The organism is Prevotella sp. MA2016 (genome assembly GCF_000619825.1).
Taxonomy (GTDB): Bacteria; Bacteroidota; Bacteroidia; order Bacteroidales; family Bacteroidaceae; genus Prevotella.
The window spans coordinates 24,293-50,809 of sequence record NZ_JHUW01000013.1 but is presented as its reverse complement, the minus strand read 5'-3'; the positions used below and the strand labels follow the sequence as shown (position 1 = coordinate 50,809).

At 48.9% G+C, this 26,517-nt stretch carries 18 protein-coding genes; 6 read left to right on the top strand and 12 right to left on the bottom strand.

Annotated features, from left to right (window positions below):
* Positions 1 to 8: 8 nt before the first annotated feature.
* Entirely contained in the window at positions 9 to 638 is a 630-nt protein-coding gene (gene mtnN, locus T360_RS0110450) for a 5'-methylthioadenosine/S-adenosylhomocysteine nucleosidase (RefSeq protein ID WP_028912742.1), read from the top strand.
* A gap of 41 nt (positions 639 to 679) precedes the next feature.
* On the top strand, positions 680 to 1,174 hold the full coding sequence (locus tag T360_RS0110445; RefSeq protein WP_028912741.1) for an S-ribosylhomocysteine lyase: 495 nt from the start codon (positions 680 to 682) through the stop codon (positions 1,172 to 1,174).
* Positions 1,175 to 1,234: 60 nt separating this feature from the next.
* On the opposite strand, the gene rpsO is transcribed toward T360_RS0110445, so the two are convergent.
* The gene (rpsO, locus tag T360_RS0110440; protein WP_028912740.1) at positions 1,235 to 1,504 is read right to left on the bottom strand and encodes a 30S ribosomal protein S15; all 270 of its coding nucleotides are present in this window, start codon (positions 1,502 to 1,504) and stop codon (positions 1,235 to 1,237) included.
* A 271-nt stretch (positions 1,505 to 1,775) separates the two neighbouring features.
* Between rpsO and typA the strand changes: the two genes are divergently transcribed.
* Complete coding sequence (typA, locus tag T360_RS0110435; protein WP_028912739.1) at positions 1,776 to 3,578, top strand: translational GTPase TypA; 1,803 nt, start codon at positions 1,776 to 1,778, stop codon at positions 3,576 to 3,578.
* 228 nt (positions 3,579 to 3,806) lie between these two features.
* Positions 3,807 to 6,317, top strand: a complete 2,511-nt coding sequence (gene clpB, locus T360_RS0110430; protein WP_028912738.1) for an ATP-dependent chaperone ClpB — start codon at positions 3,807 to 3,809, stop codon at positions 6,315 to 6,317.
* A gap of 5 nt (positions 6,318 to 6,322) precedes the next feature.
* Here clpB and T360_RS0110425 read toward each other — a convergent pair whose 3' ends face one another.
* Genes T360_RS0110425 through nagB form a run of 5 tightly spaced genes read right to left on the bottom strand, consistent with a single transcriptional unit; the run spans position 6,323 to position 15,111 of the window.
* Positions 6,323 to 7,786, bottom strand: a complete 1,464-nt coding sequence (locus tag T360_RS0110425) for a M6 family metalloprotease domain-containing protein (protein WP_155949507.1) — start codon at positions 7,784 to 7,786, stop codon at positions 6,323 to 6,325.
* Entirely contained in the window at positions 7,774 to 9,423 is a 1,650-nt protein-coding gene (locus tag T360_RS0110420) for a fumarate hydratase (RefSeq protein WP_028912736.1), read from the bottom strand. Before T360_RS0110420 ends, T360_RS0110425 begins: the two co-directional genes overlap by 13 nt.
* Before the next feature lie 14 nt (positions 9,424 to 9,437).
* A complete protein-coding gene (locus T360_RS0110415) occupies positions 9,438 to 12,341 on the bottom strand; it encodes a pitrilysin family protein (RefSeq protein ID WP_028912735.1) in 2,904 nt (967 codons plus the stop codon).
* Positions 12,342 to 12,353: 12 nt separating this feature from the next.
* Entirely contained in the window at positions 12,354 to 14,273 is a 1,920-nt protein-coding gene (locus tag T360_RS0110410) for a glycoside hydrolase family 97 protein (RefSeq protein WP_036929473.1), read from the bottom strand.
* Positions 14,274 to 14,316: 43 nt separating this feature from the next.
* Entirely contained in the window at positions 14,317 to 15,111 is a 795-nt protein-coding gene (gene nagB, locus T360_RS0110405; RefSeq protein WP_028912733.1) for a glucosamine-6-phosphate deaminase, read from the bottom strand.
* A gap of 133 nt (positions 15,112 to 15,244) precedes the next feature.
* Here nagB and hflX point away from each other — a divergent pair, with 133 nt between their 5' ends.
* Positions 15,245 to 16,576: a GTPase HflX gene (hflX, locus tag T360_RS0110400; RefSeq protein WP_028912732.1), complete on the top strand. Its 1,332-nt coding sequence runs from the start codon at positions 15,245 to 15,247 to the stop codon at positions 16,574 to 16,576.
* Positions 16,569 to 18,431: a DUF4954 family protein gene (locus T360_RS0110395; protein ID WP_028912731.1), complete on the top strand. Its 1,863-nt coding sequence runs from the start codon at positions 16,569 to 16,571 to the stop codon at positions 18,429 to 18,431. The genes hflX and T360_RS0110395 overlap by 8 nt, the downstream gene beginning before the upstream one ends.
* 47 nt (positions 18,432 to 18,478) lie before the next feature.
* Here T360_RS0110395 and T360_RS0110390 read toward each other — a convergent pair whose 3' ends face one another.
* The 6 genes from T360_RS0110390 to wecB all read right to left on the bottom strand — a co-directional run bounded on the left by T360_RS0110390 (position 18,479) and on the right by wecB (position 26,506).
* Positions 18,479 to 20,449 (bottom strand): nucleoside-diphosphate sugar epimerase/dehydratase, encoded by a 1,971-nt coding sequence (locus tag T360_RS0110390; RefSeq protein ID WP_028912730.1) that lies wholly within the window; start codon positions 20,447 to 20,449, stop codon positions 18,479 to 18,481.
* A gap of 14 nt (positions 20,450 to 20,463) precedes the next feature.
* Complete coding sequence (locus T360_RS0110385; RefSeq protein ID WP_155949505.1) at positions 20,464 to 21,606, bottom strand: MraY family glycosyltransferase; 1,143 nt, start codon at positions 21,604 to 21,606, stop codon at positions 20,464 to 20,466.
* Complete coding sequence (locus tag T360_RS0110380; protein WP_197019305.1) at positions 21,596 to 22,630, bottom strand: MraY family glycosyltransferase; 1,035 nt, start codon at positions 22,628 to 22,630, stop codon at positions 21,596 to 21,598. Before T360_RS0110380 ends, T360_RS0110385 begins: the two co-directional genes overlap by 11 nt.
* Positions 22,631 to 22,845: 215 nt before the next feature.
* On the bottom strand, positions 22,846 to 23,949 hold the full coding sequence (locus T360_RS0110375; protein ID WP_028912727.1) for a DegT/DnrJ/EryC1/StrS aminotransferase family protein: 1,104 nt from the start codon (positions 23,947 to 23,949) through the stop codon (positions 22,846 to 22,848).
* Positions 23,950 to 24,149: 200 nt separating this feature from the next.
* Complete coding sequence (locus tag T360_RS0110370; protein ID WP_036929471.1) at positions 24,150 to 25,343, bottom strand: glycosyltransferase family 4 protein; 1,194 nt, start codon at positions 25,341 to 25,343, stop codon at positions 24,150 to 24,152.
* Entirely contained in the window at positions 25,340 to 26,506 is a 1,167-nt protein-coding gene (gene wecB / locus T360_RS0110365; RefSeq protein ID WP_028912725.1) for a non-hydrolyzing UDP-N-acetylglucosamine 2-epimerase, read from the bottom strand. Before wecB ends, T360_RS0110370 begins: the two co-directional genes overlap by 4 nt.
* Between the last annotated feature and the right edge of the window lie 11 nt (positions 26,507 to 26,517).

Below are 26,517 nucleotides of genomic sequence, written 5' to 3'. Positions count from 1 at the left end.
AGTCCAATATGAAGATAGGAATGATCGTAGCGATGGAAAAGGAACTGAAGCAGCTCCGTCCATTATTTCCAGAAGATAAAGTGATTCTGCAGAAGAGTGGTATCGCCACAGTAAATGCTGCCATACAGACTGTTGAGATGATCAGACAGTACAAACCCGACTGTATCATCTCTAGCGGATGTGCCGGTGGCAATGGTGACGACATCAACCTACAGGATGTGGTGGTAAGTTCTGAACTCACTTACCACGATGTGTATTGTGGCTTTGCCATCGACGAGAATACCGTCTATGGTCAGGTGCAGGGTCTGCCAGCACGTTATCAGGCCGACCCATATCTGCTGGAGAAAGCCAAGCAGACTGGTGCTAAACCCGGACTGATTGTTACAGGCGACTGGTTTGTGGATTCGAAGGATAAGATGCGCGAGATAGTAAGTCACTTCCCCGAGGCTAAGGCTGTCGACATGGAGAGCTGTGCCATCGCGCAGGTATGTCATATCTACAACGTGCCATTCATCTCGTTCCGACTGATTAGTGATATCCCCCTGCGCGACACCGATGCCTCGCAGTATCACAATTTCTGGGACACCGTGGCCGAAAAATCGTTCCAAACCACCAAAACATTCATCGAAAGCCTGTAGGAAAATTAAAAAATTTAAAAATGTAAAAATGTAAAAATTGAATGGAAGTTATACAGAGTTTTACAATTGATCATACCCAGCTGAAGCCCGGCATCTATGTGTCGCGCGAGGACAAGGGTTTCACCACATTTGACTTACGTATCACCGAACCCAATAAGGAACCAGCTGTGGCCCCATCGGCCATGCACAGTCTGGAACACCTGATGGCAACATGGTTCCGCAATAGCGAAGCAAAAGAAGATGTGGTTTATGTTGGTCCGATGGGATGTCTCACGGGCATGTATATCATCATGACAGGCCATTACACCGTAGAGGATATGCGCCGACTCACTATCGAATGCCTGAAGTGGATTCTGACGCAGGACGCCGTGCCCGCTACGGAGCCACAGGCCTGTGGCAACTATCTGCTGCACGACCTGCCCATGTGCAAATGGGAAAGCGCACGCTATCTGGATCGCCTGCAGAACGATTTCCACTCGGAATACACCAAACTGCAGATCACACTCGAAGACGGAAAGATCTTCGCAGATGCATAAAAAAACATCCCCGCCTCAATCGAGACGGGGATTATTTTTTGCTTGAGTGTAAGCAATGGATTACTTACGCAGACCAAGAGCCTTGATGATTGCACGATAACGATTGATATCGGTATTGTACAGATACTTCAGAAGCTTACGACGCTTACCTACCATCATGGTGAGTGAACGTGCAGTGTTGTGGTCCTTGTGATTCTTCTTCAGGTGCTCTGTCAGGTGAGAGATACGATAGCTGAAGAGTGCGATCTGAGCCTCTGCAGAACCAGTGTCTGTTGTGCTCTTACCATACTGACCAAAGATCTCCTCCTTCTTTGCCTTGTCTAAATACATAATTTTTAATGTGATTAAATAATTGTTTGCATAAACATCTTTCAGACGCGATTCTTGCCTAATCACAGACGAGTTTACGTCGTCAGATGCATCGGATTTTCCGAAATGCGGCTGCAAAATTACAACAAATTCTGCATTCCACCAAATTATTTTGGCACGAATTGCGCGAATTACGCGAAAAAATGACCCGTTTTTGCAAAATATTCGTGAAATTCGTGTAATCCGTGCCTATTTTTTTGTAACTTTGCACCCGCAAAACAATTTAAATAGTATGCAGGATATCAGAAACATTGCAATTATTGCTCATGTTGACCATGGTAAGACAACACTTGTGGACAAGATGATGCTGGCTGGACACTTGTTCCGTGATGGACAGAATCTCAGCAATCAGGTACTTGATGCCAACGACTTGGAGCGCGAGCGTGGTATCACTATTCTTTCAAAAAACGTCAGTATCAATTGGAAAGGCGTTAAAATCAATATCATTGACACTCCGGGACACTCTGACTTCGGTGGTGAGGTAGAGCGCGTGCTCAACATGGCCGATGGCTGCCTGCTGTTGGTGGATGCCTTCGAAGGACCAATGCCCCAGACGCGTTTCGTGCTTCAGAAAGCACTCGAAATCGGATTGAAGCCCATCGTGGTTGTAAACAAGGTAGATAAGCCTAACTGCCGCCCTGAGGAGGTGTATGAGATGGTGTTCGATCTGATGTTCTCACTCAATGCTACAGAAGATCAGCTTGACTTCCCTGTAGTCTATGGCTCGGCCAAGAATGGTTGGATGAGCGAGGACTACAAGAAGCCTACCGAAGATATCACTTATCTGCTGGATAAGATTGTGGAGGTGATACCCGCACCAAAGCAGGTGGAGGGAACACCACAGATGCTTATCACTTCGCTCGACTATTCAAGCTATCAGGGACGTATCGCCGTGGGTCGCGTGCATCGCGGCACCCTGAAAGACGGTATGCAGGTTACCATCGCACATCGTGATGGCTCTATGGAGAAAACCAAGATTAAGGAGCTGCACGTGTTTGAGGGTATGAGCCATGTGCGCACCGATCAGGTGGAGTGTGGCGACATGTGTGCCGTGATCGGTCTGGAGAAGTTTGAGATTGGCGACACCATCTGCGACCTGGAGAATCCAGAGCCCCTGGCTCCTATCGCTATCGATGAGCCTACCATGTCGATGCTCTTCATGATCAACGACTCACCTTTCTTTGGTAAGGAGGGTAAGTTTGTGACATCACGCCATATCAACGACCGACTGGAGAAGGAGCTGGAGAAGAACCTGGCGCTGCGCGTGCGTCCTTTCGAGGATAGCACCGATAAGTGGATCGTGTCGGGTCGCGGTGTGCTCCACCTCTCAGTGCTGGTTGAGACCATGCGCCGCGAGGGCTACGAGCTGCAGGTGGGTCAGCCTCAGGTTATCTACAAGGAGATCGACGGCGTGAAGCACGAGCCTGTAGAGGAGCTGACTATCAACGTGCCCGAGGAGTTCGCATCAAAGATGATTGATATGGTGACCCGCCGTAAGGGTGAGATGACCTCTATGGAGAGTCAGGGTGAGCGTGTCAACATCGAGTTCGACATCCCATCACGTGGTATCATCGGATTGCGTACCAATGTGCTCACTGCCAGTCAGGGCGAGGCTATCATGGCCCACCGCTTCAAGGAGTATCAGCCTTACAAGGGCGAGATTGAGCGCCGCGTAAACGGTTCGATGATCTCAATGGATACTGGCAACGCCTTTGCTTATGCCATCGACAAGCTGCAGGACCGTGGTAAGTTCTTCATCGATCCAGGTGAGGATGTTTACATGGGTCAGGTAGTGGGCGAGCACGTGCACGACAACGACCTGGTGGTTAACGTGTGCAAGGCTAAGCAGCTCACCAACGTGCGTGCATCAGGTACCGACGATAAGGCCCGCATCATTCCAAAGACGGTGATGAGCCTGGAGGAGTGCCTGGAGTATATCAAGCAGGACGAGTTGGTTGAGGTGACACCAAAGTCAATGCGCATGCGCAAGACTATCCTTGATCACGACCAGCGTAAAAAGGCTAATAAAGTATAAGGTTTATATAGCAAAAAGAAGCCTCGCCAATTGGCGAGGTTTTTTTATGCTTTATAGGAATGTTGCGACAAATAGACACACACCGATGCCATTTTGTCAGTATTTATTCACTCGGCATGGTTTTAGATAATAAGAACATAGGAACATAAAAGCTGCGCCCACAATGGAGCAACAAAAAAATATGTTCTTATGTTCTTATTATCAAAAAAACAAAGAAAGGAGTTAAATATGACATTCGACAAATTTACAATCAAAGCACAAGAGGCCATTCAGCAGGCTGTGAACAGTGCCCAGATGAACGGGCAGCAGGTGATTGAGCCTGTACACCTGCTGAAGGGTGTGATAGAGAAGGCGAAGGATGTAACCACCTTCATCTTCCAGAAGTTGGGTGTGAATGCCCAGCAGATAGAGTTGCTGGTAGATCAGGAGATACAGCATCTGCCCAAAGTGCAGGGGGCTGGACAGCCTTATCTCTCCAGTGATAGTAATAATGTACTCGTGCGCGCGCAAGAGGTGGCTCAGAAAGGTGGCGACGAGTTTGTATCGGTAGAGCCTATCCTACTCGCCCTGCTTAAAGTTAATTCTACTGCCTCGCGCATCATGAAGGATGCCGGCTGCACCGAGAAGGAGATGCAAGCTGCTATCCAGGCACTGCGCCAGGGACAGAAGGTACAGTCGCAGAGTGCCGATGACAACTACCAGAGCTTGGAGAAATACGCCAAAAACCTGGTTGACATGGCGCGCCAAGGTAAGCTCGACCCTGTGATTGGGCGTGATGATGAGATTCGTCGCGTGCTGCAGATTCTATCGCGCCGCACCAAAAACAATCCTATCTTAATAGGTGAACCGGGTACGGGTAAAACGGCCATCGTGGAGGGTCTGGCTGGACGTATCGTGCGTGGCGATGTGCCCGAAAACCTGAAGGACAAGCAGCTCTACTCGCTTGATATGGGTGCGCTGGTAGCAGGTGCCAAGTACAAAGGTGAGTTTGAGGAGCGCCTGAAGAGTGTGATCAACGAGGTGACAAAGGCCGATGGACGCATCATCTTGTTTATCGACGAGATTCATACACTGGTAGGTGCTGGTGGTGGCGAGGGGGCCATGGATGCAGCCAACATCCTGAAGCCTGCCCTGGCACGCGGCGAACTGCGCGCTATCGGTGCCACCACACTGAACGAATATCAGAAATATTTTGAGAAGGATAAGGCACTGGAGCGCCGATTCCAGACGGTGATGGTGGATGAGCCCGATGAACTGAGTGCTATCAGCATTCTGCGAGGCTTGAAGGAACGTTACGAGAATCACCACAAGGTACGTATACAGGACGATGCCTGTATCGCTGCCGTGCAACTCTCGGAGCGCTATATCTCAGAGCGATTCCTGCCTGATAAGGCTATAGACCTGATGGACGAGGCCGCAGCCAAACTGCGCATGGAGCGCGACTCGGTACCTGAGGAGTTGGATGAGATTACCCGCCGACTGGCTCAGCTCGAAATCGAGCGTGAGGCTATCAAAAGAGAGGGCGACACCCAGAAGATAGCACAGTTGGATAAGGACATCGCCGAACTGAAGGAACAGGAAACCCAGTTCCGTGCCAAGTGGGAAGGCGAGCGCCAACTCATCAACAAAATCCAGCAGGACAAGCAGGATATTGAGAACCTGAAGCTGGAGGCAGAACGTGCCGAGCGCGAGGGCGACTACGGCAAGGTAGCCGAGATACGCTACTCGAAACTGAAAGCACTTGAGGACGACATTGCACATATCCAGAGTCAGCTGGCCAATGCCCAAGGCGATAACTCTCTGGTTCGCGAAGAGGTTACCGCCGATGACATCGCCGAGGTAGTAAGCCGCTGGACAGGTATCCCCGTAACCAAGATGATGCAGAGCGAACGCGAAAAACTGCTCCATCTGGAAGACGAACTGCACAAACGCGTGATAGGCCAAGACGAAGCCATCGTGGCTGTATCTGATGCCGTGCGCCGCAGTCGTGCGGGCTTGCAGGATCCTAAGCGCCCTATCGCCTCGTTTATCTTCCTGGGCACCACGGGTGTAGGTAAGACCGAACTGGCCAAGACACTGGCCGACTACCTGTTTAACGACGAGACGATGATGACGCGTATCGATATGAGTGAGTATCAGGAGAAATACAGCGTGAGCCGACTGATCGGTGCGCCTCCAGGATACGTGGGCTACGACGAGGGCGGACAGCTCACTGAGGCTGTGCGGCGCAAGCCTTACTCGGTAGTGCTGTTTGATGAGATTGAGAAAGCGCATCCGGATGTGTTCAACATCCTGCTGCAGGTGCTGGATGATGGACGACTGACGGACAACAAGGGGCGTACAGCCAACTTCAAGAACACCATCATCATCATGACATCGAATGCCACACGCGAGCAGCTCAGAGCTACCATGCGCCCAGAGTTCCTGAACCGTATCGACGAGATTATCACCTTCACACCGCTCACCAAGGAACAGATAGCTGATGTGGTGAAGCTGCAGCTCAAGAGGGTGACTGACATGCTGGCTCCTCAGGGCATCACCCTGGAGTGCACACAACAGGCCATCAACTATCTGGCCGAACAGGGCTATGATCCGGAGTTTGGTGCACGCCCCGTGAAGCGCGCCATCCAGCAGTATGTGCTCAACGACCTGTCGAAGAAGATCTTGGCCGACGAGGTGGATCGCAGCAAACCAATCATCATCGATGAGTTTGGCGATGGACTACTGTTTAGGAATTAAACGGATTATTGAAGGATTTTTCTACCATTATTGATGAATAGGCCTCTTTTTGTAGGCCTCCCGATGAGACGGCGACCTTGGAGATCATACCAATGGTCGTCGTTTTTTGGTGCATCCACAATAGTATGAATAGCCGACGAAACAACGTCGAAGGAGATAGTGCCATCATCTGATAGCTGAATATGGGTGATGGGCAGGGGCAGCGCATCGCAGCTGTTCACTGTCTTGTCATCGCTCATCAAGGGATAGGCAGCCGTGCTGAGATGGCGATTCCACTGGCGGGTCTCTGTATCCAGATAATCGGTCAGCGCATGGGCTTTCAGATAGTCATCCCAGGCCTGATAGTCCATGCCATCTGCAGGCACCAGCTGGTAGCGATAGTAGGTACTCTTGTTCACAGTGTTCTGGCGCCACAACCAATCATCGTATTTCACATGCACAATGACCAAGCCCTTGCCTGGCAGGAAACGGTCCCAACCTTCCTGCTGGCGATTTTCAAGCAGATAGAACTCCTCGCCTGCAGCAGCATCACTACGCTCGCCTCGTGGTTTCACGATCTTATAGGCCTTGCCACCATCAGCCACAGGTTTCATGCCTGAAACACTGACGGGGCCTGTTATCTCTTCGAACGAGAGCCAACCCAACAGATACTTCTCGAAGGCCGAATAATTGGGTGGGCACCATCCCCAGACGCTATAATTGCCACCATCCATCAAGTCCCACTCATCAACAGTGGAATAGACTTTTCCATCACTGGGATAAAGGTCCGGCAAACCCAGACAGTGGGAGAACTCATGACAGATAGTGCCAATGCCGCAGAGCTCGTCACTGAACCATTTCTCAGCCGAAATCGTGAAGTAATTCACATACAGCGGACCGGTGATATGCGTGTTCATTTCTTCGGTGTTGGGCCACACGTAGTGCGCTGTCTTCGGGTCGCCACCATTAGCACCATAGCCTGCCATCACAAAGACTATCTGCTCTACAGTATGGTTGCCATCCCAGTCGTAAACAGAGAAATCAATATGCAGGGAATCCACTGCCTTCTGGATGGCCTCACTACATGCAGCGTGACCAAGATTCACAGCACTTGAAGTGTCAACAACCGACTGGCTCACCTTGATGGGCCCGACAACATCAAACTGCAGATTGAAGACGCCATTCGACTGGTGGCGGAAATAATCAGCCACGCACCCTACTCCACCACGGGTGTTGCTACTGGTGACATTAAACAAGTTGTGATAATAGGTTTGTGGATCATTCATAGTGAAGGACTGATCGGCATATTGCACCAGCAACACTAGTTGGCGATAGGTGCGCGATGCATCCCAGTCTTGTTTCGGGGTTAACGTTCTGGTTGTGCCGTGCGGATGTGTGCCAGGCATACAAGGCACACGGTAAGAAAGTACTTGTGCATTGGTGGCAAGCGCCACCAATGCCACAAATACCGATAGGATTATTTTGCGCAAGGTGTCCAAGGCTTCAGGGTTTTGAAGAAGTCATTACCCTTATCGTCCACCAGGATGAATGCTGGGAAGTCCTCAACATCAATCTTCCATACAGCCTCCATACCCAGCTCAGGATACTCTACACACTCGATGCTCTTGATTGAGCTCTTAGAAAGAACAGCAGCCACACCACCGATAGTACCGAGGTAGAAACCACCGTGCTTCTTACAAGCCTCGGTCACCACGTCAGAACGGTTGCCCTTGGCAATCATCACGAGCGATGCACCATTAGCCTGGAACTCATCTACGTATGGGTCCATACGGTTGGCTGTTGTTGGGCCCATCGAACCACAAGGATAGCCCTCTGGGGTCTTAGCAGGTCCGGCATAGAGCACAGGATACTTCTTGAAGTACTCAGGCATACCCTCACCAGCATCCAGACGAGCCTTGAGCTTGGCGTGAGCGATGTCGCGAGCCACGATGATAGTACCCTTCAGGTTCACACGGGTAGAAACAGGATATTTTGAGAGCTCCTTACGAACAGCATCGATACCCTCGTTCAGGTCGATCTCGATACCCTTGCCACCCTCGCCTGGCTTGCGCAGCTCCTCAGGGATGAGCTCTGTGGGGTTGGCATCCATCTTCTCCAACCAGATACCATCGGCATTGATCTTAGCCTTGATATTTCTGTCGGCTGAGCAAGAAACACCCATACCGATAGGACAAGAAGCACCGTGACGAGGCAGACGGATCACGCGGATGTCGTGAGCCAGGTACTTACCACCGAACTGGGCACCCAGACCAATCTTCTGAGCCTCCTTGATGAGCTTCTGCTCCAGGTCGATATCACGGAAGGCACGACCAGTCTCGTCACCGGTTGTGGGCAGTCCGTCGTAGTACTTGATAGAAGCAAGCTTCACGGTGAGCAGGTTCTTCTCAGCTGATGTACCACCAATCACAAATGCGATATGGTATGGAGGACAAGCTGCTGTGCCCAGACTCTTCATCTTCTCAACCAGGAATGGGATGAGTGTACCCTCATTCTGGATGGTTGCCTTGGTCATAGGATAGAAGTAGGTCTTGTTGGCAGAGCCACCACCCTTAGCCACCATCACAAACTTATACTCAGCACCCTCAGTAGCCTCGATATCAATCTGTGCAGGCAGATTGCAACGGGTGTTCACCTCGTCGTACATGTTCAGAGGGGCATTCTGCGAGTAGCGCAGGTTGTCCTGTGTGAAGGTGTTGAACACACCCAGGCTCAGAGCCTCTTCATCCTCGAAACCAGTCCAGATCTGCTGTCCCTTCTCACCATGGATGATGGCAGTACCAGTGTCCTGGCAGAAAGGCAGGATACCCTTGCAAGCCACCTCGGCATTACGCAGGAACTGCAGGGCTACATACTTATCATTCTCTGAGGCTTCAGGATCGGTCAGAATCTTGGCCACCTGCTCATTGTGCTCGCGGCGCAACATGAACTCCACATCGTGGAAGGCCTGCTGGGCCAGGAGGGTGAGCGCCTCTTTGGATACCTTTACTATCTGCTTTCCTTCAAACTCGGCGGTGCTTACGCCTTCTTTTGTCAACAAGCGGTACTCCGTCTTGTCCTCGCCCACCTGAAACATGGGGGCATACTTAAATTCAACTGTCTTAGCCATAATCATATAAAAAGTTAATAACCAAATACTTCTTCTGTTGTCAATCTCTTGATAGGACCAATCTTCTCAAGTGCTTTCATGTCGAGCTGCTTCTCATCACCCAGGATGATATAGCGATAAGGTTTGTTGGCAATGTTTGCCTTCTCAAAGTTCACGATATCCTGCAGGGTCACCTTATCCAGATTCTTGTAGATCAACTCATTGTAGCTCTTGTCAAGACCCAGACGCTCGGAGGTCAGGAACTCATAAAAGATATCAATCTTGGTGGTACGTGCACTCACCAGGCGCTTGGTCACAGCCTCCTTGGCAATATTGAAGGCAGCCTGGCTAACTGGCATCTCGTTCAGAATCTCATTGAAATGAGCGATGCAGTCGTTCATCTTATCGTTCTGGGTGATGATGTGGGTGAGGAAAAATTCCTTACGGTCTTTCCATGAAGGTGTGCGATAAGCAGCATAGGCATTGTAGGCCAGACCGCGCGCCTCGCGCATCTCCTGGAATACGATACCGTTCATGCCACTACAAAAGTACTCATCAAACACCTCTATCACAGCCTCATCTTCAGGATTCCAGTTGCGACCCTCATTGTGGTACATTCGCATATAGATATTCTTGGCATCGTAAGGAGCTATCAGCACCTCGTTGGTGGTAGCCAACTGCTCAAGATAAGGCTTGTTCTGAGGCACATCAGCCAACTTCTTGGCTGAAACATGGGTCTTATCCAGCAGGCCTGCCACCTCTTTCTCGGCCATAGGACCATAGTAAACCACTCTGTGCTTGAGGTTAGCCAAGCCCTTCAGCAGGTCGGTAAACACCTGAGGATCGGTATCCTTCAGCTGCTGCTCACTCATCACGTCGGTCATGCGATTGCGCTTACCCACGGTAGCATAGGTGTACAGATAGTTGAAATAAACACCCTGACTCTTCTTGGCATCGCTGCGATTCTTCAGTGTCAGACCAACTACCTTGTCATAGGCTTCCTTGTCGGCCTTGGCATGCTGCAACAGGTCCTCCAGCAGAGCCAGTGCCTGAGGCATGTTCTCGCTGAGTCCGTACAGGGCCACTGTGGTGTTCTCTGCACTGACATTCATGCTCCAGTCGCAACCCAGCTCATAGAACTTCTGGCGCAGGTCGGATGCACTCATCTTGTCGGTGCCAATATATCTCAGATAGTCGGCAGCCATCTCGTAACGATTGTCGGCACTCTTTCCGAAGTTATAGAAGAATACGAGTTCGAACAGTCCATTATCATTGTTCTTCACATAATAAAGAGGCAGCTTCTTCTTGGTTGACAGGGTGGTCATATCATTCTTGAAATCCACAAACTTAGGCTGGATGGGCTCCACCTGAGCATTCTGGATATCCTTCACAAACTGGCTCACCATATCGCGATTGGCAGGAATTGGGGTGATGGCAGGCTTGTCGATCTTCTTCTGCAAGCTGTCAACGCCCTGCTTCTTGAACACAGTGACATAACCATTGGTAAAGAAATTATTGGCAAAGGCCACCAGCTCTTGCTTGGTAATCTTTGAGATACGATTGATGCTCTCTACCTCCTGTTTCCAGTCAACCTCGTTGATAAAGGCATTCACAAACATGTCGGCACGACCTTCGTTGCTCTCCAGCAACTGGTAGTGACTGCGCTTCTTATTGTTGATGATGCTGGGCAGCAGGTTCTCGGGGAAGTCGCCCTTCTTCAGCTTCTCAATCTCGGCCAGCATCAGACTGCGCACTTCCTCCAGACTCTGACCCTGCTTAGGTGTACCCATCAGGAAGAAAGCACCATGATCGCGCAAGAGTTCGGTACCACCATTGGCGCGCTGCACCTTCATGGTCTGGTTCAAATCCAGGTCGAACAGTCCGGCACGTCCATTGCTCAGCACATCCTCCAACAGCTGCAGGGTATCAGCCTGCAACGCATTGGCCTGCTTGGCGCGCCAAGCCATCCATACGCGCTCGGCCTCAGGACCAACGATGGTGGTGTCCTTAGGCTGCGTAAGTGCTGGCAGCGGAGCGAAGGTGGGCTGCTTCACATCTGCACCGGGTTTCCAGGTGCTGAAGTACTTATCGATGGTGGCGATGGTCTTGTCGGGATCGAAGTCACCAGCCATACAGATAGCCACATTATTGGGGCGATACCACTTGTTGAAGTAGTTCTTGATATTGGTGATAGAGGGGTTCTTCAGGTGCTCCTGTGTACCGATGGTGGTCTGCGTGCCATAAGGATGGTTAGGCCACAGCATCTTTGAGATGGTAGCAAAGAGCTTACGAGAGTCGGATGTGAGTCCGATGTTATACTCCTCATACACAGCCTCCAGCTCGGTATGGAAACCACGAATCACCATATTCTGGAAGCGATCGGCCTGTATCTTGGCCCAATTGTCAATCTCGTTGGATGGGATATCCTCGGTGTAGCAGGTCACATCGTTAGAGGTGTAGGCGTTGGTACCCTCGGCGCCGATGGTAGCCATCAGCTTGTCGTACTCGTTAGGAATGAAGTACTGGGCAGCCACCTGACTCACTGAGTCGATCTCGTGATAGGCCTTTTTGCGAGCCTCTGGGTCGGTGAGCTTGCGATAAGCCTCGTAGCGCTGCTCAATCTCGGCCAGCAAAGAAGCCTCAGCCTCGGGGTTGTTGGTACCAAACTGCTTGGTGCCCTTAAACATCAGGTGCTCCAAGTAGTGGGCCAGTCCTGTTGTCTCGGCAGGGTCGTTCTTCGAACCTGTGCGCACAGCAATGTAAGTCTGAATGCGTGGTTTCTCCTTGTTTACTGAAAGATACACACGCAGTCCGTTGTCGAGTGTATAGATACGTGTCTGCATCATATCGCCAGGCACAGTCACATACTTGTACTCCTTGGCATGGGCACTCATACCGAGCCCCATGGCTGCAATAGCTAATAATAGTTTAAGTCTCATCGTATTTAATATTTATTTGATAATCATTCCGCCATTGGGCTGAATAGTTACTTTCACTTGTCCCTTCTTATTGGGCTTCAGGGTGGTGAGCGTAGGCTCGCCCTTCTTGTTGTCGATATACAGACTGTTCAGCTGGCCGAAAGCTGTGATATCGATTGTCAGTGTGAGAGGCTCTTTCTGGGCATTGAGTCCTGCGATATACCACTGTCCGTTGGTAGCCTGGCGTGCCATCACGACATACTTACCGGGGTAGCCGTCGATGAAACGTGTCTCCTGCCATGTGGTGGGCAGTTCGCGCAAAAAGTCCATTTCAAACTGTGGCAGCTCCTGCAGGTTGTTGGGCTGCATGGCCACACACTGCACAGAGGTCTGCATGGTAATGCCTGATGCCATCTCAAAGATGTCGGTGGTTTTACGGGTGTGACGACTCTTATTGTCGGGCGCCATCCACTTGTTCATGATGACACCACCCCAGTCCATCGAAGCCGTGGCATTACGACAGAAGGGATGCAGGGTGAGATCGAAACCTTCGGTGATGGTAGCACCCTCGCCGAAGAAGAGATTCTCTGATGCCAGCACAGCCTCTGAGGCCACGAAGTTAGGATACATCTTCTCCCAACCACGAGGCACGGTGCAACCATGGAACACCACCTGCAAGCCATGCCTGTTGGCATCGCTCAGGATATCCTCATAGAGCTGCATGGTCTGCTGTTTGTCGCCACCGAAGAAGTCTACCTTGATACCCTTCACACCGATGCTCTCCAACCAGCTCATCTCCTTTTCGCGGGCGATGGCGGTGTTCATGCAGTTGCGTGGGGTTTGTGGAGCGTCGTTCCAGAAACCATTGCTATTATACCACACCAGCAGATGTACACCCTTTGACTGGGCATATTTCGAAAGCTCGCCCATACGCTCACGACCGATGTTCTGATCCCACCAGTTATCCACCAGGCAGTATTCAAAACCCATGGTCGAAGCCAGGTCGATAAAGCGCACCTGATCGTCATAGTTGACCGAGTTGTCCTGACCTATCAGCCAGCTCCAGGTATAGCGTCCTGGCTTATAATCGGTTGAAGCCTTGTAGCGTGGCTCTACCACATCATAGCTGATAGTGGTTTCGAGGATAGGTTTCAGCGTGCTACCCAATGTAATGGTGCGCCAAGGGGTCTCACCCGGCAGGGGGATGGCAGCAAACTCGTTACCAAAGCCATTGTTCTCGCCTGGATCAGGATATGCCACGGTATAGCCGGAACCAGCTTGATAGTCAGAAAGATGACTACCACAATAGGCACTCGTAACACCAGTCTCGCTCACCAGTGCCCAACCATTGGTCAGGTGGAACAAGGCGGGGAAGATATAGCCATGACCAAACCGTGATTTCGCTGTCATGGGTGCATCGTTAGAGTATGGCTCTTCGTAAGATGGCTTAGTCTGTTCCCATCCACTCTCAGGTCCTATCTGTGGCGAGATAAAGGTGGTGGTGCCATCGGGAAAGTTAAAACCACTCTTTTCCGACAGGATGCGCACACGCTTGTATTCACGGCGCTTGATAGTCTGTCGGGGCATGGTATAACGGAAAGCGATATCATTGTCGGATACCTGGAATACGACACTGAACTTCACGCCATCCTTATTCTGGATGTCCATGGTCAGGGCATTGGCTTTATAGTCGGCCGACGATGCCTTGGTACCACGCATCTGGTAAGCGTTGCTTACAGTTGACAACTGATGATTGATAATTGACAATTCATTCGTCAGGTCGCCCAAACTGGTGTTCAAACCTAAGGCCGAAGGGGTCAGCATCTGCTGCCCATCCAGGGTTGCCTGATACGACAAAAGTCCACCTTGTTCGCTCACTGTCACCACCAACTTCCCGTTAGGTGATGATACGCTAACGTCATCAGCCCAACAAAGGACCGATGACGCCAGCATTATAGATAAAAAAATCTTTTTCACAAAGTTCAAAGTTCAAAGTTCAAAGAAGTTCGTCGCTTTCGATGTCTTTAAAGTACTTGTAGGTAGCAACCTTCAGCTCGTCAGCAGCATCCTCATCGCTCACGATGATACCATGCTCGTGCATCTGCAGGGCAGAGATAGTCCACATGTGGTTCACAGCGCCCTCTATAGCAGCCTGCATGGCGCGTGCCTTACCATGACCATTCACCAGAATCATCACCTCGCGGGCATCCATCACGGTGCCTACACCCACTGTCAGCGCATGTGCTGGCACATTCTCGGGCTTACCACCAAAGAAACGGCTGTTGGCAATACGGGTGTCGGTGGTCAGGGTTTTCATACGGGTTCTGCTGCTCAGAGAGCTACCTGGCTCGTTGAAGGCGATATGACCATCAGGACCGATACCACCGATAAACAGGTCGATGCCACCAGCCTGCTTAATCATCTCCTCGTAGTGCTTGCACTCAGCCTGCAAGTCGGCTGCGTTACCATTCAGAATGTGAATGTTCTCCTGTGGACAATCGATATGGTCAAACAGGTTGCGGGCCATGAAAGCGTGATAGCTCTCTGGGTGGACCTCGGGCAGACCTACATACTCGTCCATATTAAAGGTGATAACATTCTTAAAAGAAACTTTACCGGCACGGTTAGCCTCAACCAGTGCATTATACATTCCAACAGGCGAAGAACCTGTGGGCAAACCTAACACAAACTTGTGGTCAGGGGTTGGGTTGAACTCGTTGATTCGCTTAATAACGTGGTTTGCGGCCCACTGTGACATTTTCTGGTAGTCACTCTGAATAATAACTCTCATACTCTATTTGATTTTAGTTTGATTCTTTTTCTGTGCAAAAATACAACGAAATATTCTTTTTAGGCACAGATTAACACGGATTAACACGTTTTTTTTTCTCTCACCGAGATATTTGCTTAATTTTGTGCCCAATATGAAGGAATTTGTAATATCAGAAGCAAAAGCCGAGACTGCCGTGCTGGTAGGACTCATCACCAAGGAGCAGGACGAGGCTAAAACTAAGGAATATCTCGACGAGCTTGAGTTTCTGGCAGATACGGCCGGGGCTGTAACCGTGAAGCGTTTCACCCAGAAGGTGGGTGGACCTAATCAGACAACGTATGTGGGCAGCGGAAAACTGCTCGAAATCAAGGAATATATCAAGCAATGCCAGGACGCCTATGACGAATGGCTTGATGAGCAGGATGCCTCGCTGTTTGCCGAGGGCCTTCTCGATGAATCAAACGCCCCACAGCCTATAGGCATGGTCATCTTCGACGATGAGCTGAGCGCCAAACAGATGCGTAATATCGAAAAAGAGTTGCAGGTAAAGATTCTAGATCGCACCTCACTCATTCTCGACATCTTCGCTATGCGCGCCCAGACAGCCGAGGCTAAAGCTCAGGTTGAACTGGCACAGCACCGCTATATGCTGCCCCGACTGCAGCGCCTCTGGACCCACTTGGAGCGCCAGGGTGGTGGCTCGGGTTCGGGTGGCGGAAAAGGTTCTGTAGGACTGCGCGGACCTGGTGAGACGCAGTTGGAGATGGACCGACGTATCATCCTGCAGCGCATCACCCTGCTGAAGCAGCGCCTGGCAGAGATAGACAAGCAGAAGACAACCCAGCGAAAGAACCGTGGCCGACTGATACGTGTGGCACTGGTAGGTTATACCAACGTGGGCAAATCCACGATGATGAACCTGCTGGCCAAGAGCGAGGTGTTTGCCGAGAACAAGCTCTTTGCCACACTCGACACCACCGTGCGCAAGATGACAATCGACAATCTGCCTTTCCTGTTGGCCGACACTGTTGGATTCATCCGCAAGCTGCCCAGCGATCTGGTGGAGAGCTTCAAGAGCACCCTCGACGAGGTGCGCGAGGCCGACCTGCTGGTGCACGTGGTAGATATCTCCCACCCCGACTTTGAAGACCATATCCGTGTAGTAGAGGAGACTCTGAAGGAGTTAGGCTGCGCCGAAAAACCCGCCATGCTGGTGTTTAATAAGATTGACGCCTATACCTGGACACCTCAGGAAGAGGACGACCTGACCGAACCTACAAAGGAGAACATCTCACTCGAGGATTTGGAAAAGACGTGGATGGCCCGCACTGGCGAGAACCAGCACTACCTGGAGTGTATGTTTATCTCAGCCAAACAAAAAGAAAATATCGACGAGTTGCGCGACGTGATGTACAAACGCATTCGCGAACTCCATGTTCAAAAATATCCCTATAACGATTTTTTATATCAAGACTATGAGTGATTACAGAAAACTAACCCAGAACGAAATCGACGTTCTGGAAAACAACATGTGCTGGGCAGAAAACTGGCAACGTGTATTAGTCGACGAGAGCTTTAAGCCATACAATTTCCACCGCGTGATGTTCTATGGCGACATCCAGTTGGGATCATTCAACAAGATGGTTGAAGTGAGCAAGGGCTTCATGAAGCACTCGGGCATCAACGATGCTACCCTGCGCAATGTCACCGTTGGTAACGACTGCCTCATCGAGAAGATTGGCAACTATATCAACAACTATACCATCGGTAACGACTGCTATATCTCGAATATCTGCACCCTCGAGACCACTGATGATGCCACCTATGGCGAAGGCAGTGTGATCTCTGTGCTCAACGAGATGGGCGATGGCAATGTGACCATCTTCCGCGAGTTGAACTCACAGCTGGCGTCATTTATGGTAAAACACAACACCGACCGGAACCTGAAGCAGACACTACAGCAGATGATAGAAGACGAGTTGCGCGTATCTCGCCCCGATCGTGGCTATATCGGCAACAACGTGAAAATCATCAATGCCAAGGATATCACCAACACCATCATCAAGGGCGACTGCGAGATTAGTGGTGCAGCCCGTCTGAGTGAGTGCACCGTGATGAGCTCAATGGACGCACCGGTATTCATCGGCACAGGCGTCATCTGCGAGAACTCCATCATCTGTGATGGTTGCTCTATCAACAACTCGGTAAAGATGCAGGATTGCTTTGTGGGCGAGGCATGTCAGATCACCAATGGCTTCACAGCCGAGGCCAGTCTGTTCTTTGCCAACTCGTTTATGGCCAATGGCGAGGCATGTGCCGCCTTCTGTGGCCCGTTCTCAGCCTCTCACCATAAGAGTTCGCTGCTCATCGGTGGCGAGTTCTCATTCTACAATGCAGGCTCAAACACCAACTTCTCTAACCATGCCTACAAGATGGGCCCCATGCACTATGGTACACTGGAGCGAGGCACCAAGACTGCCTCAGGCTCTTACGTGCTGATGCCTGCCACCATCGGTGCATTCTCGGTGTGCTTCGGTAAGCTGATGCACCACCCCGACACGCGCAATCTGCCATTCTCATATCTGATGGCTTATGGCGATGATTGCTATCTGGTGCCAGGACGCAATATCACCACCGTGGGACTCTATCGTGACATCAAGAAATGGCCCAAGCGCGACAAGCGCTCCAAGCTGTCGCGCAAGTCAATCATCAACTTCGACTGGCTCTCGCCTTTCACTGTGGGCGAGATTATGCAGGGCATCCAGATTCTGAAGGATCTGCGACATGCATCAGGCGACAATGTGACCACTTATAACTTCCACGAGTATGTGATCAATGCCACCTCGCTGCGCAAGGGTCTTAAGTACTACGATATCGCACTGCGCATCTATATGGGTGCCGTGCTGAAGCGCCAGCAGAAGATCTCTCCTTCATCTGTCCTCACCCCTCCCACATCAACAGTTGGTCAGGGACGCTGGATTGACATGAGTGGACTGCTGTTGCCCGAAAGCGAGGAGCAACGCCTGGTAGATGACATCAAGAGTGGTGCTATCGACAATATCCAGCAGGTGCTGGATCGCTTTGCAGAAATCCACAACAATTATACCGACTATCGTTGGGCATGGAGCTACCAGATGATTCTGGACTACTACCAGCTGGATAAGCTCGACGAAGCCGCTTGTGAGCGCATTCGTGAAGATTACGTGAGAGCCCGCCGCGCCTGGATAGCCGAGATACGCAAGGATGCCGAGAAGGAATTCCAGATGGGCGATGTAGAGCAGGATGTATATGAAGACTTCCTCTCCAAGCTCGACCACGAAACAGATTACGAGAACTAACAAGAATGCCTCGCAATGTTGCGAGGCATTCTTATTTTTTTATTCTTTTATTTTTTCTCATCAAGTTTCTCGTAAACCGAGTTGTTCGACTTGTATTCCGGCACAATGTCCTTCATCTTCTTCACTGTAGCCATATCATCAAACTGCTTGGCTATATCCACCAGTTCATCGATTTCTTTACAAACCTGATCATAGTCATACTCACGCACTTCGGCGATACGTATCTTCTCGTGGAAGGTAGGCTTCGTGTTCTCCTGATCATTCAGCACCTCCTCATAGAGTTTCTCACCCGGACGCAGACCGGTATATTTAATCTCCACGTTCTTCACGCCAGAGAGCTTGATCATACGCTTAGCCAAGTCGGAGATTCTCACAGGCTGTCCCATGTCGAATACGAATATCTCACCACCATTACCCTTGGTACCAGCCTCAAGAACCAGCTTACAAGCCTCGGGTATCAGCATAAAGAAGCGCACGATATTCTCGTCGGTCACAGTCACAGGACCACCTTCCTGAATCTGCTTACGGAACAATGGTATCACACTACCATTAGAACCTAGCACATTACCGAATCGTGTGGTCACAAACTGGGTTTTTACCGCACTGCGATCCCTGTTGGGCTGCTGCATATAATCCAGTTTCAACTTCCTGTCCAGACTCTGTACATATATCTCACAGATACGCTTCGAACAACCCATCACATTGGTGGGGTTCACAGCCTTGTCCGTAGATACCATCACAAACTTCTTCACACCATACTTCACGCTCAGGTCGGCTATCACCTTTGTGCCATAGATATTATTCTGCACGGCCTCGCTGGGGTTGTTCTCCATCATAGGCACATGCTTATAGGCTGCAGCATGGAACACATAGTCGGGTTTGAAACGCTTGAAGATATCTTCCATACGGCGCTGGTTGCAGATACTGGTCACGATGGTCTCAGTAGGAACATCCGGATACTTATTGTTCATCATCAGTCGGATGTCGTGCTCAGGGGTCTCGGCCTGGTCAATGAGCATCATCGCTGCAGGACCGAACTGAGCCACCTGGTTCACCATCTCAGAACCTATCGAACCTGCGCTACCGGTAATCAGCACACGCTTACCCTTCAACAGCTCCTCTACCGACTTCAGGTCAACACGAATCTCCATTCTGGGCAGCAGTTCTTCTACTGTCACCTCACGTATCTGATGACTAACAGATGCGTTTCCGTCTTCTGAAGGATTGCTACCATCATCCTCAATGGCAGCCTGCAACATCAGAATCTTGGCACCGGCACCGATAATCTCATCCTGCAAATTCTGACAATTACGGAATTCCTTCACACGATTAGAGGCCACCAGAACGGCGTCAATATCACTTTTACGGATAATCTCTGCCAGGTCGGCATCCACAGAATAAACAGGTTCGCCCAAGATCTCCTTTCTTTCAGTCAACTTGGCATGAGAGATAAAACCTTTCACCACATATTTACGCGGGCGCATATCGCGGATAGCCTTGGCCAATCCTACTCCTCCCTGCATGGCACCGTATATCAGAATGCGCTTGGCCCTGGTCTGTGAGAAAGCCACAACATACAGTGTTCTCACAAGCACACGCGCAGACCACATCAGCAAAGTGGCCAGCAGGTAAATTATGATAATGACCGACAACTTGAAGTGGGCAAACCACTCTGTGGGCAGCAGATGCGCTCCACATTGTGCTAACAGCACTAAGCCCAACGACAGCAAGTTGCTATAAGCCACGCGCATCAGATCAACGAATCCGGAGAAACGCATGTAGCCCGAATAGGTATGAAAGATGCGAAATCCCGGGATACTAAGTATGACTGCACATATCAGAGAGTTTATCACCCTATGCGCATCGTGATAAAGCGTATCGCTACTGGTCATCATCCAATATACCAGCAGCCCGCTTACTATCAAGCTAGCACAGTCAATCATGATGATACACCAATATGGCAGTGCATTTTTAGAAAAATACCAGTTAATCAGTTTGTCAAAGGTTTTATGTTCCATCGGTTTTTTATTTTTTATTTTTTAATGAATTTATCAATGATTAAGTGTAGCAAGACGCCGAAGATGATGTCGAGAATCAGGATTAGCGTCTTGTTGATATCCAGCATCACGCCCCCTACTGTAAAACCTATCAGCGCTGCCGATATGAGCAACAGCGTTACCATGGTCCACTTGGGGCTCATGCCAGTTCTCATCAGTTTATGATGAATATGATTTTTGTCTGGTGTAAAAGGATTACGTCTCTCACGCATTCTTACAAACATCACGCGGGGGATATCCATCAAAGGGATAATCATGGTAGAGAAGCCCATCAGCAGCATTCCTCTGGGGAATCCCATCTTATCCAGACTGGCCATATAAACCAGCAGGAAACTCAACAGATAACCCAATGTCAGACTACCAGTGTCGCCCATGAATATCTTCTTACCTTTTTCAGCATTACCAAATACGTTATAGAACCAGAATGGTATGAGCACACCCAGCATGGCAAACGATATCATACAAAACAAATATTGTCCCTTAATAGCCGAGGCCATACCCAAGGTGAAGAGTGATATCGAACAGAGACCCGATGCCAGCCCGTCCACACCATCAATTAGGTTGATGGCATTAGTGACATACACCACCACAAACACCGTGAGCGGCATACCAATCCAAGCGGGAATCTCGTGCAACCAGAACAGACCCGACAAATCATGTATCCACAGTCCCGACAGTGGGAAAAGCAAAGCACAGATAATCTGCGCTACAAACTTGGCCTTATACGACACACCTATCAGGTCGTCAGTCACACCTGTCAGATAGAGAATCATAAGTCCCACACCCAACAAGATGAAACGCGCTATCAGGATATTCGCCTGTGCTATTCCACCATACAGATGCATCAGCATCCAGACACCTATAGTAAGACAAAAGCTCATCAGCAGCACAGGCAGGAAGGTGATACCACCCAAACGGGGTATCGGCTGATTGTGCACTTTGCGGGCATCAGGGATGTCGTAGAGCTTCTTTTTACGACTGATCAGTAGCACTCTGGGCACGAACATACATCCCAACAGAGCCGAAATCAGGAAAGGCACAACCACCGAATAGGCAGTCTTCATGGCATCTGCATCAGCGCCTGCCCGAAGCAATATATCGATCAAATCACGCCACATATCCTAATTCTCTACGCTTTTTATAATACATAATTACAACCTGCGACAAGCCCCATGTAGCCACGTCAACCACCAGAAGCAGCGACAGGTCGAGACCAATCCACACACCCCATATATTCAAGCCAACATACTCTAACGACATCAGAAGCAGCACCACAAGCACCTGTCTTGCTCCCAAGCCAGCAGCCATCAATCGGTGGTGGATGTGGTTATGATCACCACTCTTAAACACATTTCGTCCGTTCACCAGGCGGGTGATACTCACACGGAACACATCAAACATCGGTATCAGCAGCGCTGCAAAGCATACGATGCCCACACCCATAGGCAACTCATCGCCACCCATACGGCTCACAGAGATCACCACGTAAGCCAGAAGGTAGCCGATAGTCAAGCCTCCCGTATCACCAAAGAACAACTTACGCCAGCCAAATCGCCAGCCCAACACATTGCGGAACAGGAACGGTCCTAACAGACCTACCATTGCCACACAAACCATTAGCAACAGATACTGATGCGCTATACCACACAGCACAGCCATCACACTAAAGGCAATAATAGACAAGCCCGAAGCCAAACCATCAACATCATCCAGCATCGAGATGGTATTCGACACGTACATCACAGCTGCCACCGTCAGCGGAAAACTGAACCAAAGTGGCAGATGATAGAATCCCAACAAGCCATCGAGATGCTCGATACGCGCTCCAGAAAGTGGAATCATCAGGGCTGCAACAAACTCAATCGATAATTTAGACGTGATAGACACACCAACCAAGTCGTCCATCACACCTACCAGATACATCGTTGTCAAGCCGGTCAGCATCAGCATAAACTGAACGAAACCATCCATATTCTCCGAACTTGTAGTATATTGATCATAAAGGAAGAATGTGCATGCCAGTGGTAAACCTACACTGATAATAAGGATTGGAAAAAGAGACACACCCCCTAATCTGGGCACGTTGCGTTTTCTTTTTCCATCACGTACTAGTTCACTTTCGTCCAACAGTTCTTTTTTCACACTTACCACAATAATACGCGGTAAAATATAGAGCGCTAGGAACGATGCTAATAATAGTGGTATAATGATCGAGTAATATATCATGAAATCAACTCAACAACTAATAATTGCGGCAAAGGTAACACTAATTTTTGAAATGAGCAAACTATCCTGCATATTTTTTAAAAAAAGACCCCGAAAAGGAAAAACTCACGTTTGCGGGAATCGAACGCTTATCAGTATCTGAACGAATTAAGTGCTGCAACAATCGCCTGGGCTTCTTCTATAGAGATAACTTGATTCATAGGAATACTTAGCTCTTGAACATGAATCTTTTCGGTAATAGGGAGGCAGCGATTATTCCACTCCTGATAGCATTCCTGTTTGTGAGGTGGTACTGGATAATGAATCAACGTTTCTATACCTTGTCCTTTCAAAAAAATCTGCAACTCATCGCGATGCTCACAGAAGATAGGAAACAGATGATAAACATTATTCTCATCATCAATTCGTTTTGGCAGTGTTATCAATGAATTGTTGATATGCTCATAATAATAAGAAGCTAACTCTTGGCGTTTCCGGTTATCCTCATCCAGATACTTCAACTTTACATCCAGCACAGCAGCATCCTGTTCCGCCATTCGACTATTCACACCTACATATTTGAACACGTATTTCTTCTGACTACCATAATTGGCCAAGGCTCGAATCACCTCAGCCAGCTCAGTATCATTAGTGGTCACTGCCCCTGCGTCGCCCAAGGCACCAAGATTTTTTCCTGGATAAAAGCTATGAGCCGCAGCATCTCCTAATGCACCGGTCTTGGTACCTTTCCAACTACAGCCATGACTCTGAGCACAATCTTCCATCAATTTCAGATGATGCTTTTCGCAAATCTCGCTCAATCTATCATGATAAGCGATTCGGCCATACAAGTGAACGATCATCACACCCTTGGTTCTTGGGGTAATTGCTGCCTCAACCTTATCAATATCTATTTCCAGATGTTCCCAAGTTGGTTCTACCAACACTGGTACAAGATTATTCCGAGTTATCGCAATAATTGTGGCAATATAAGTATTGGCCGGCACGATAATCTCATCACCATCCTGCATCAGTCCTAATTCCTTATAGCCACGAAGCAACAGGTAGAGCGCATCCAAGCCATTAGCCACAGCCACGCAATGCTCCGTACCGACATATCGCGCATAGTCAGCTTCAAACTGCTTTGTTTCACGCCCCTGCAAAAACCATCCTGAGTCAATCACTCTGGATACAGCCTCTTTATACTCATCAGCATGCAAGGCCGTAATGGCCTGCAAATCCAGGAATTTAATCATCATGACGTTTTATTATCTTCATAACCCTAATTTCTCGCAAAAATACAAAAACTTCTCAATACACAGCGAAGTTTACTTAACATTTAACATTTCTCCACATGTAAAATATAAAAAAATCTGCTGCTTGTCGGCATCAACCACGACAAACAGCAGAAATCTTACACTTGCAAAAATCGAACAATCGTATCTATCGGTATGAATTAAGCTCGACTATATCGATGAACCAAGGCTTCAATATCGTCTAATATGCGTTCTTTATTAAAACGAGTTTGCATCAGATTTGAAGCAGCCGTACTGATACGAGCCTTATCAGAATCTGTCAATTTCATAATCTGGCGGAAGCCATTCGCTATATCATCCGTATCAATAGGATCGCAACAAATGCCCAGTCCATTTTCTTCAATAAGTTCTCTACCTGCCCCCTTAATGATACCAAGGATAGGAAGTCCCGACTTCAAATAAGACTGTAGCTTATATGGTTCCGTTTTGTCAACACCAGCCATTGGCGTTAATGGCAGAACCAGATAGTCACTGGCTTTCAGCACACTACCAACCTCATCATAAGGTATTCGCCCATGGAAAACTACATTCTTACAGTTCAACTTTTCAACCAATTCCTTAATCTGTGCCAAGGTAGAACCATCACCCACAATATTTAATACAGCATTAGGGATATTGGCCTTTGCGAAGCCCTTGATAGTATTCTCTAAATTTTGAGCTTTTGAGATATTACCTGTAAACGCAAAATTTACCTTCGTAGCATCGAAGGACAATGAAGTTGGCTTCTCAGGCACTTCAACCATCCAGTTTGGCGCATAAGTCAACTGCGCATTAGGGAAATATTGATGAATAGAATCGCCAAAACGCTTACTACTCACCATGATGGCATCTGCATTTCCATACACCTGCTTTATCACATAATCAACAGTAGTCGTAATGGGAAACACTTTGGGGAAGCCATACATAAACACCGTATCAGGCCAGATATCAAACGTCCATACGACAACCGGCGTTCCGAACTTCTTTTTTGCATAGATAGCGGGCAATGCTACCGACAGAGGACCTGTTTGAGAAACGATAATCACATCCACATCTTCAACAATGCGAGAGATAACATCCTTTCCTCTTTTCACGAAATGGAAATAATTCTCAACCTTTTTAACCTTGCTATCCCGATAACCCTCTATCGTGTCGAATCGATGGATTTCAATCTCGCCCCATTTTTCAACCGAATACCGTTCATTGGTATAACCAGGAAATACGAATCCTGCTGGGTATGAAGGTTGTCTGGTCATCACTTTTACATGATGACCCCTCTTGACCATTGACTGCGCAAAGTCATTGACCAAGAAATTCTCTGGATAAAAAACTTCTGAAACTATTAACAGATTCATGCCTTTCGCCACACCATTTTATTAACAATACCGGTATAGCTCTGGATAATCTTCACCACCTTAGTAGACACATTCTCCTCGATATAATCAGGTACAGGGATACCATAGTCGCCATTCTGATTCATCGTCACAGCAGTATCTACAGCCTGAAGCAGCGACTTTTCATCAATGCCGGCAATAAAGAAGCAGGCCTTATCCAACGCCTCTGGGCGTTCCGTTGAAGTACGGATGCATATTGCTGGGAAAGGATGCCCTACACTGGTAAAGAAGCTACTCTCCTCTGGCAGTGTACCAGAATCTGATACTACTGCAAAAGCATTCATCTGCAAGCAGTTATAATCATGGAAGCCGAGAGGTTCATGCTGAATAACTCGCTTATCGAGCTGGAAGCCAGAAGCCTCCAAGCGCTTCCTTGAACGTGGGTGGCATGAATACAAAATCGGCATATCGTACTTTTCAGCCATCTTGTTAATTGCTGTAAAGAGACTCATAAAGTTCTTCTCTGTATCGATATTCTCTTCACGGTGGGCTGAAAGCAAGATATACTTTCCCTTCTCCAACCCAAGACGCTGATGAATGTCACTAGCTTCAATCTCTGCCAAGTTTTGATGTAACACCTCGGCCATAGGACTTCCTGTTACGTACGTACGTTCCTTTGGCAGTCCACAATCAGCCAAATAGCGACGCGCATGCTCTGAATAAGCCATGTTCACATCGCTGATGATGTCAACGATACGGCGATTGGTTTCCTCAGGCAGGCACTCGTCTTTGCATCTGTTACCAGCCTCCATGTGGAAGATGGGGATATGCAGGCGCTTAGCGCCAATCACAGAAAGACATGAATTGGTATCACCAAGAACAAGTACAGCATCAGGTCTGGTTTCAACCATCACCTTATAACTCTTGTCGATGATGTTACCCATGGTGGCTCCCAAATCATCGCCTACTGCTTCCATATAAATATCAGGATCAGCCAGTTTCAAATCTTTAAAGAACACACCATTCAGATTATAGTCATAATTCTGACCTGTATGTGCCAACAGACAGTCGAAATACTGGCGACACTTATTGATAACAGCTGCCAATCTGATAATCTCCGGACGAGTACCCACAATAATCAGCAGCTTCAGCTTTCCATCATTCTTAAAATGCTTAATTTCCATCTTATACCTTT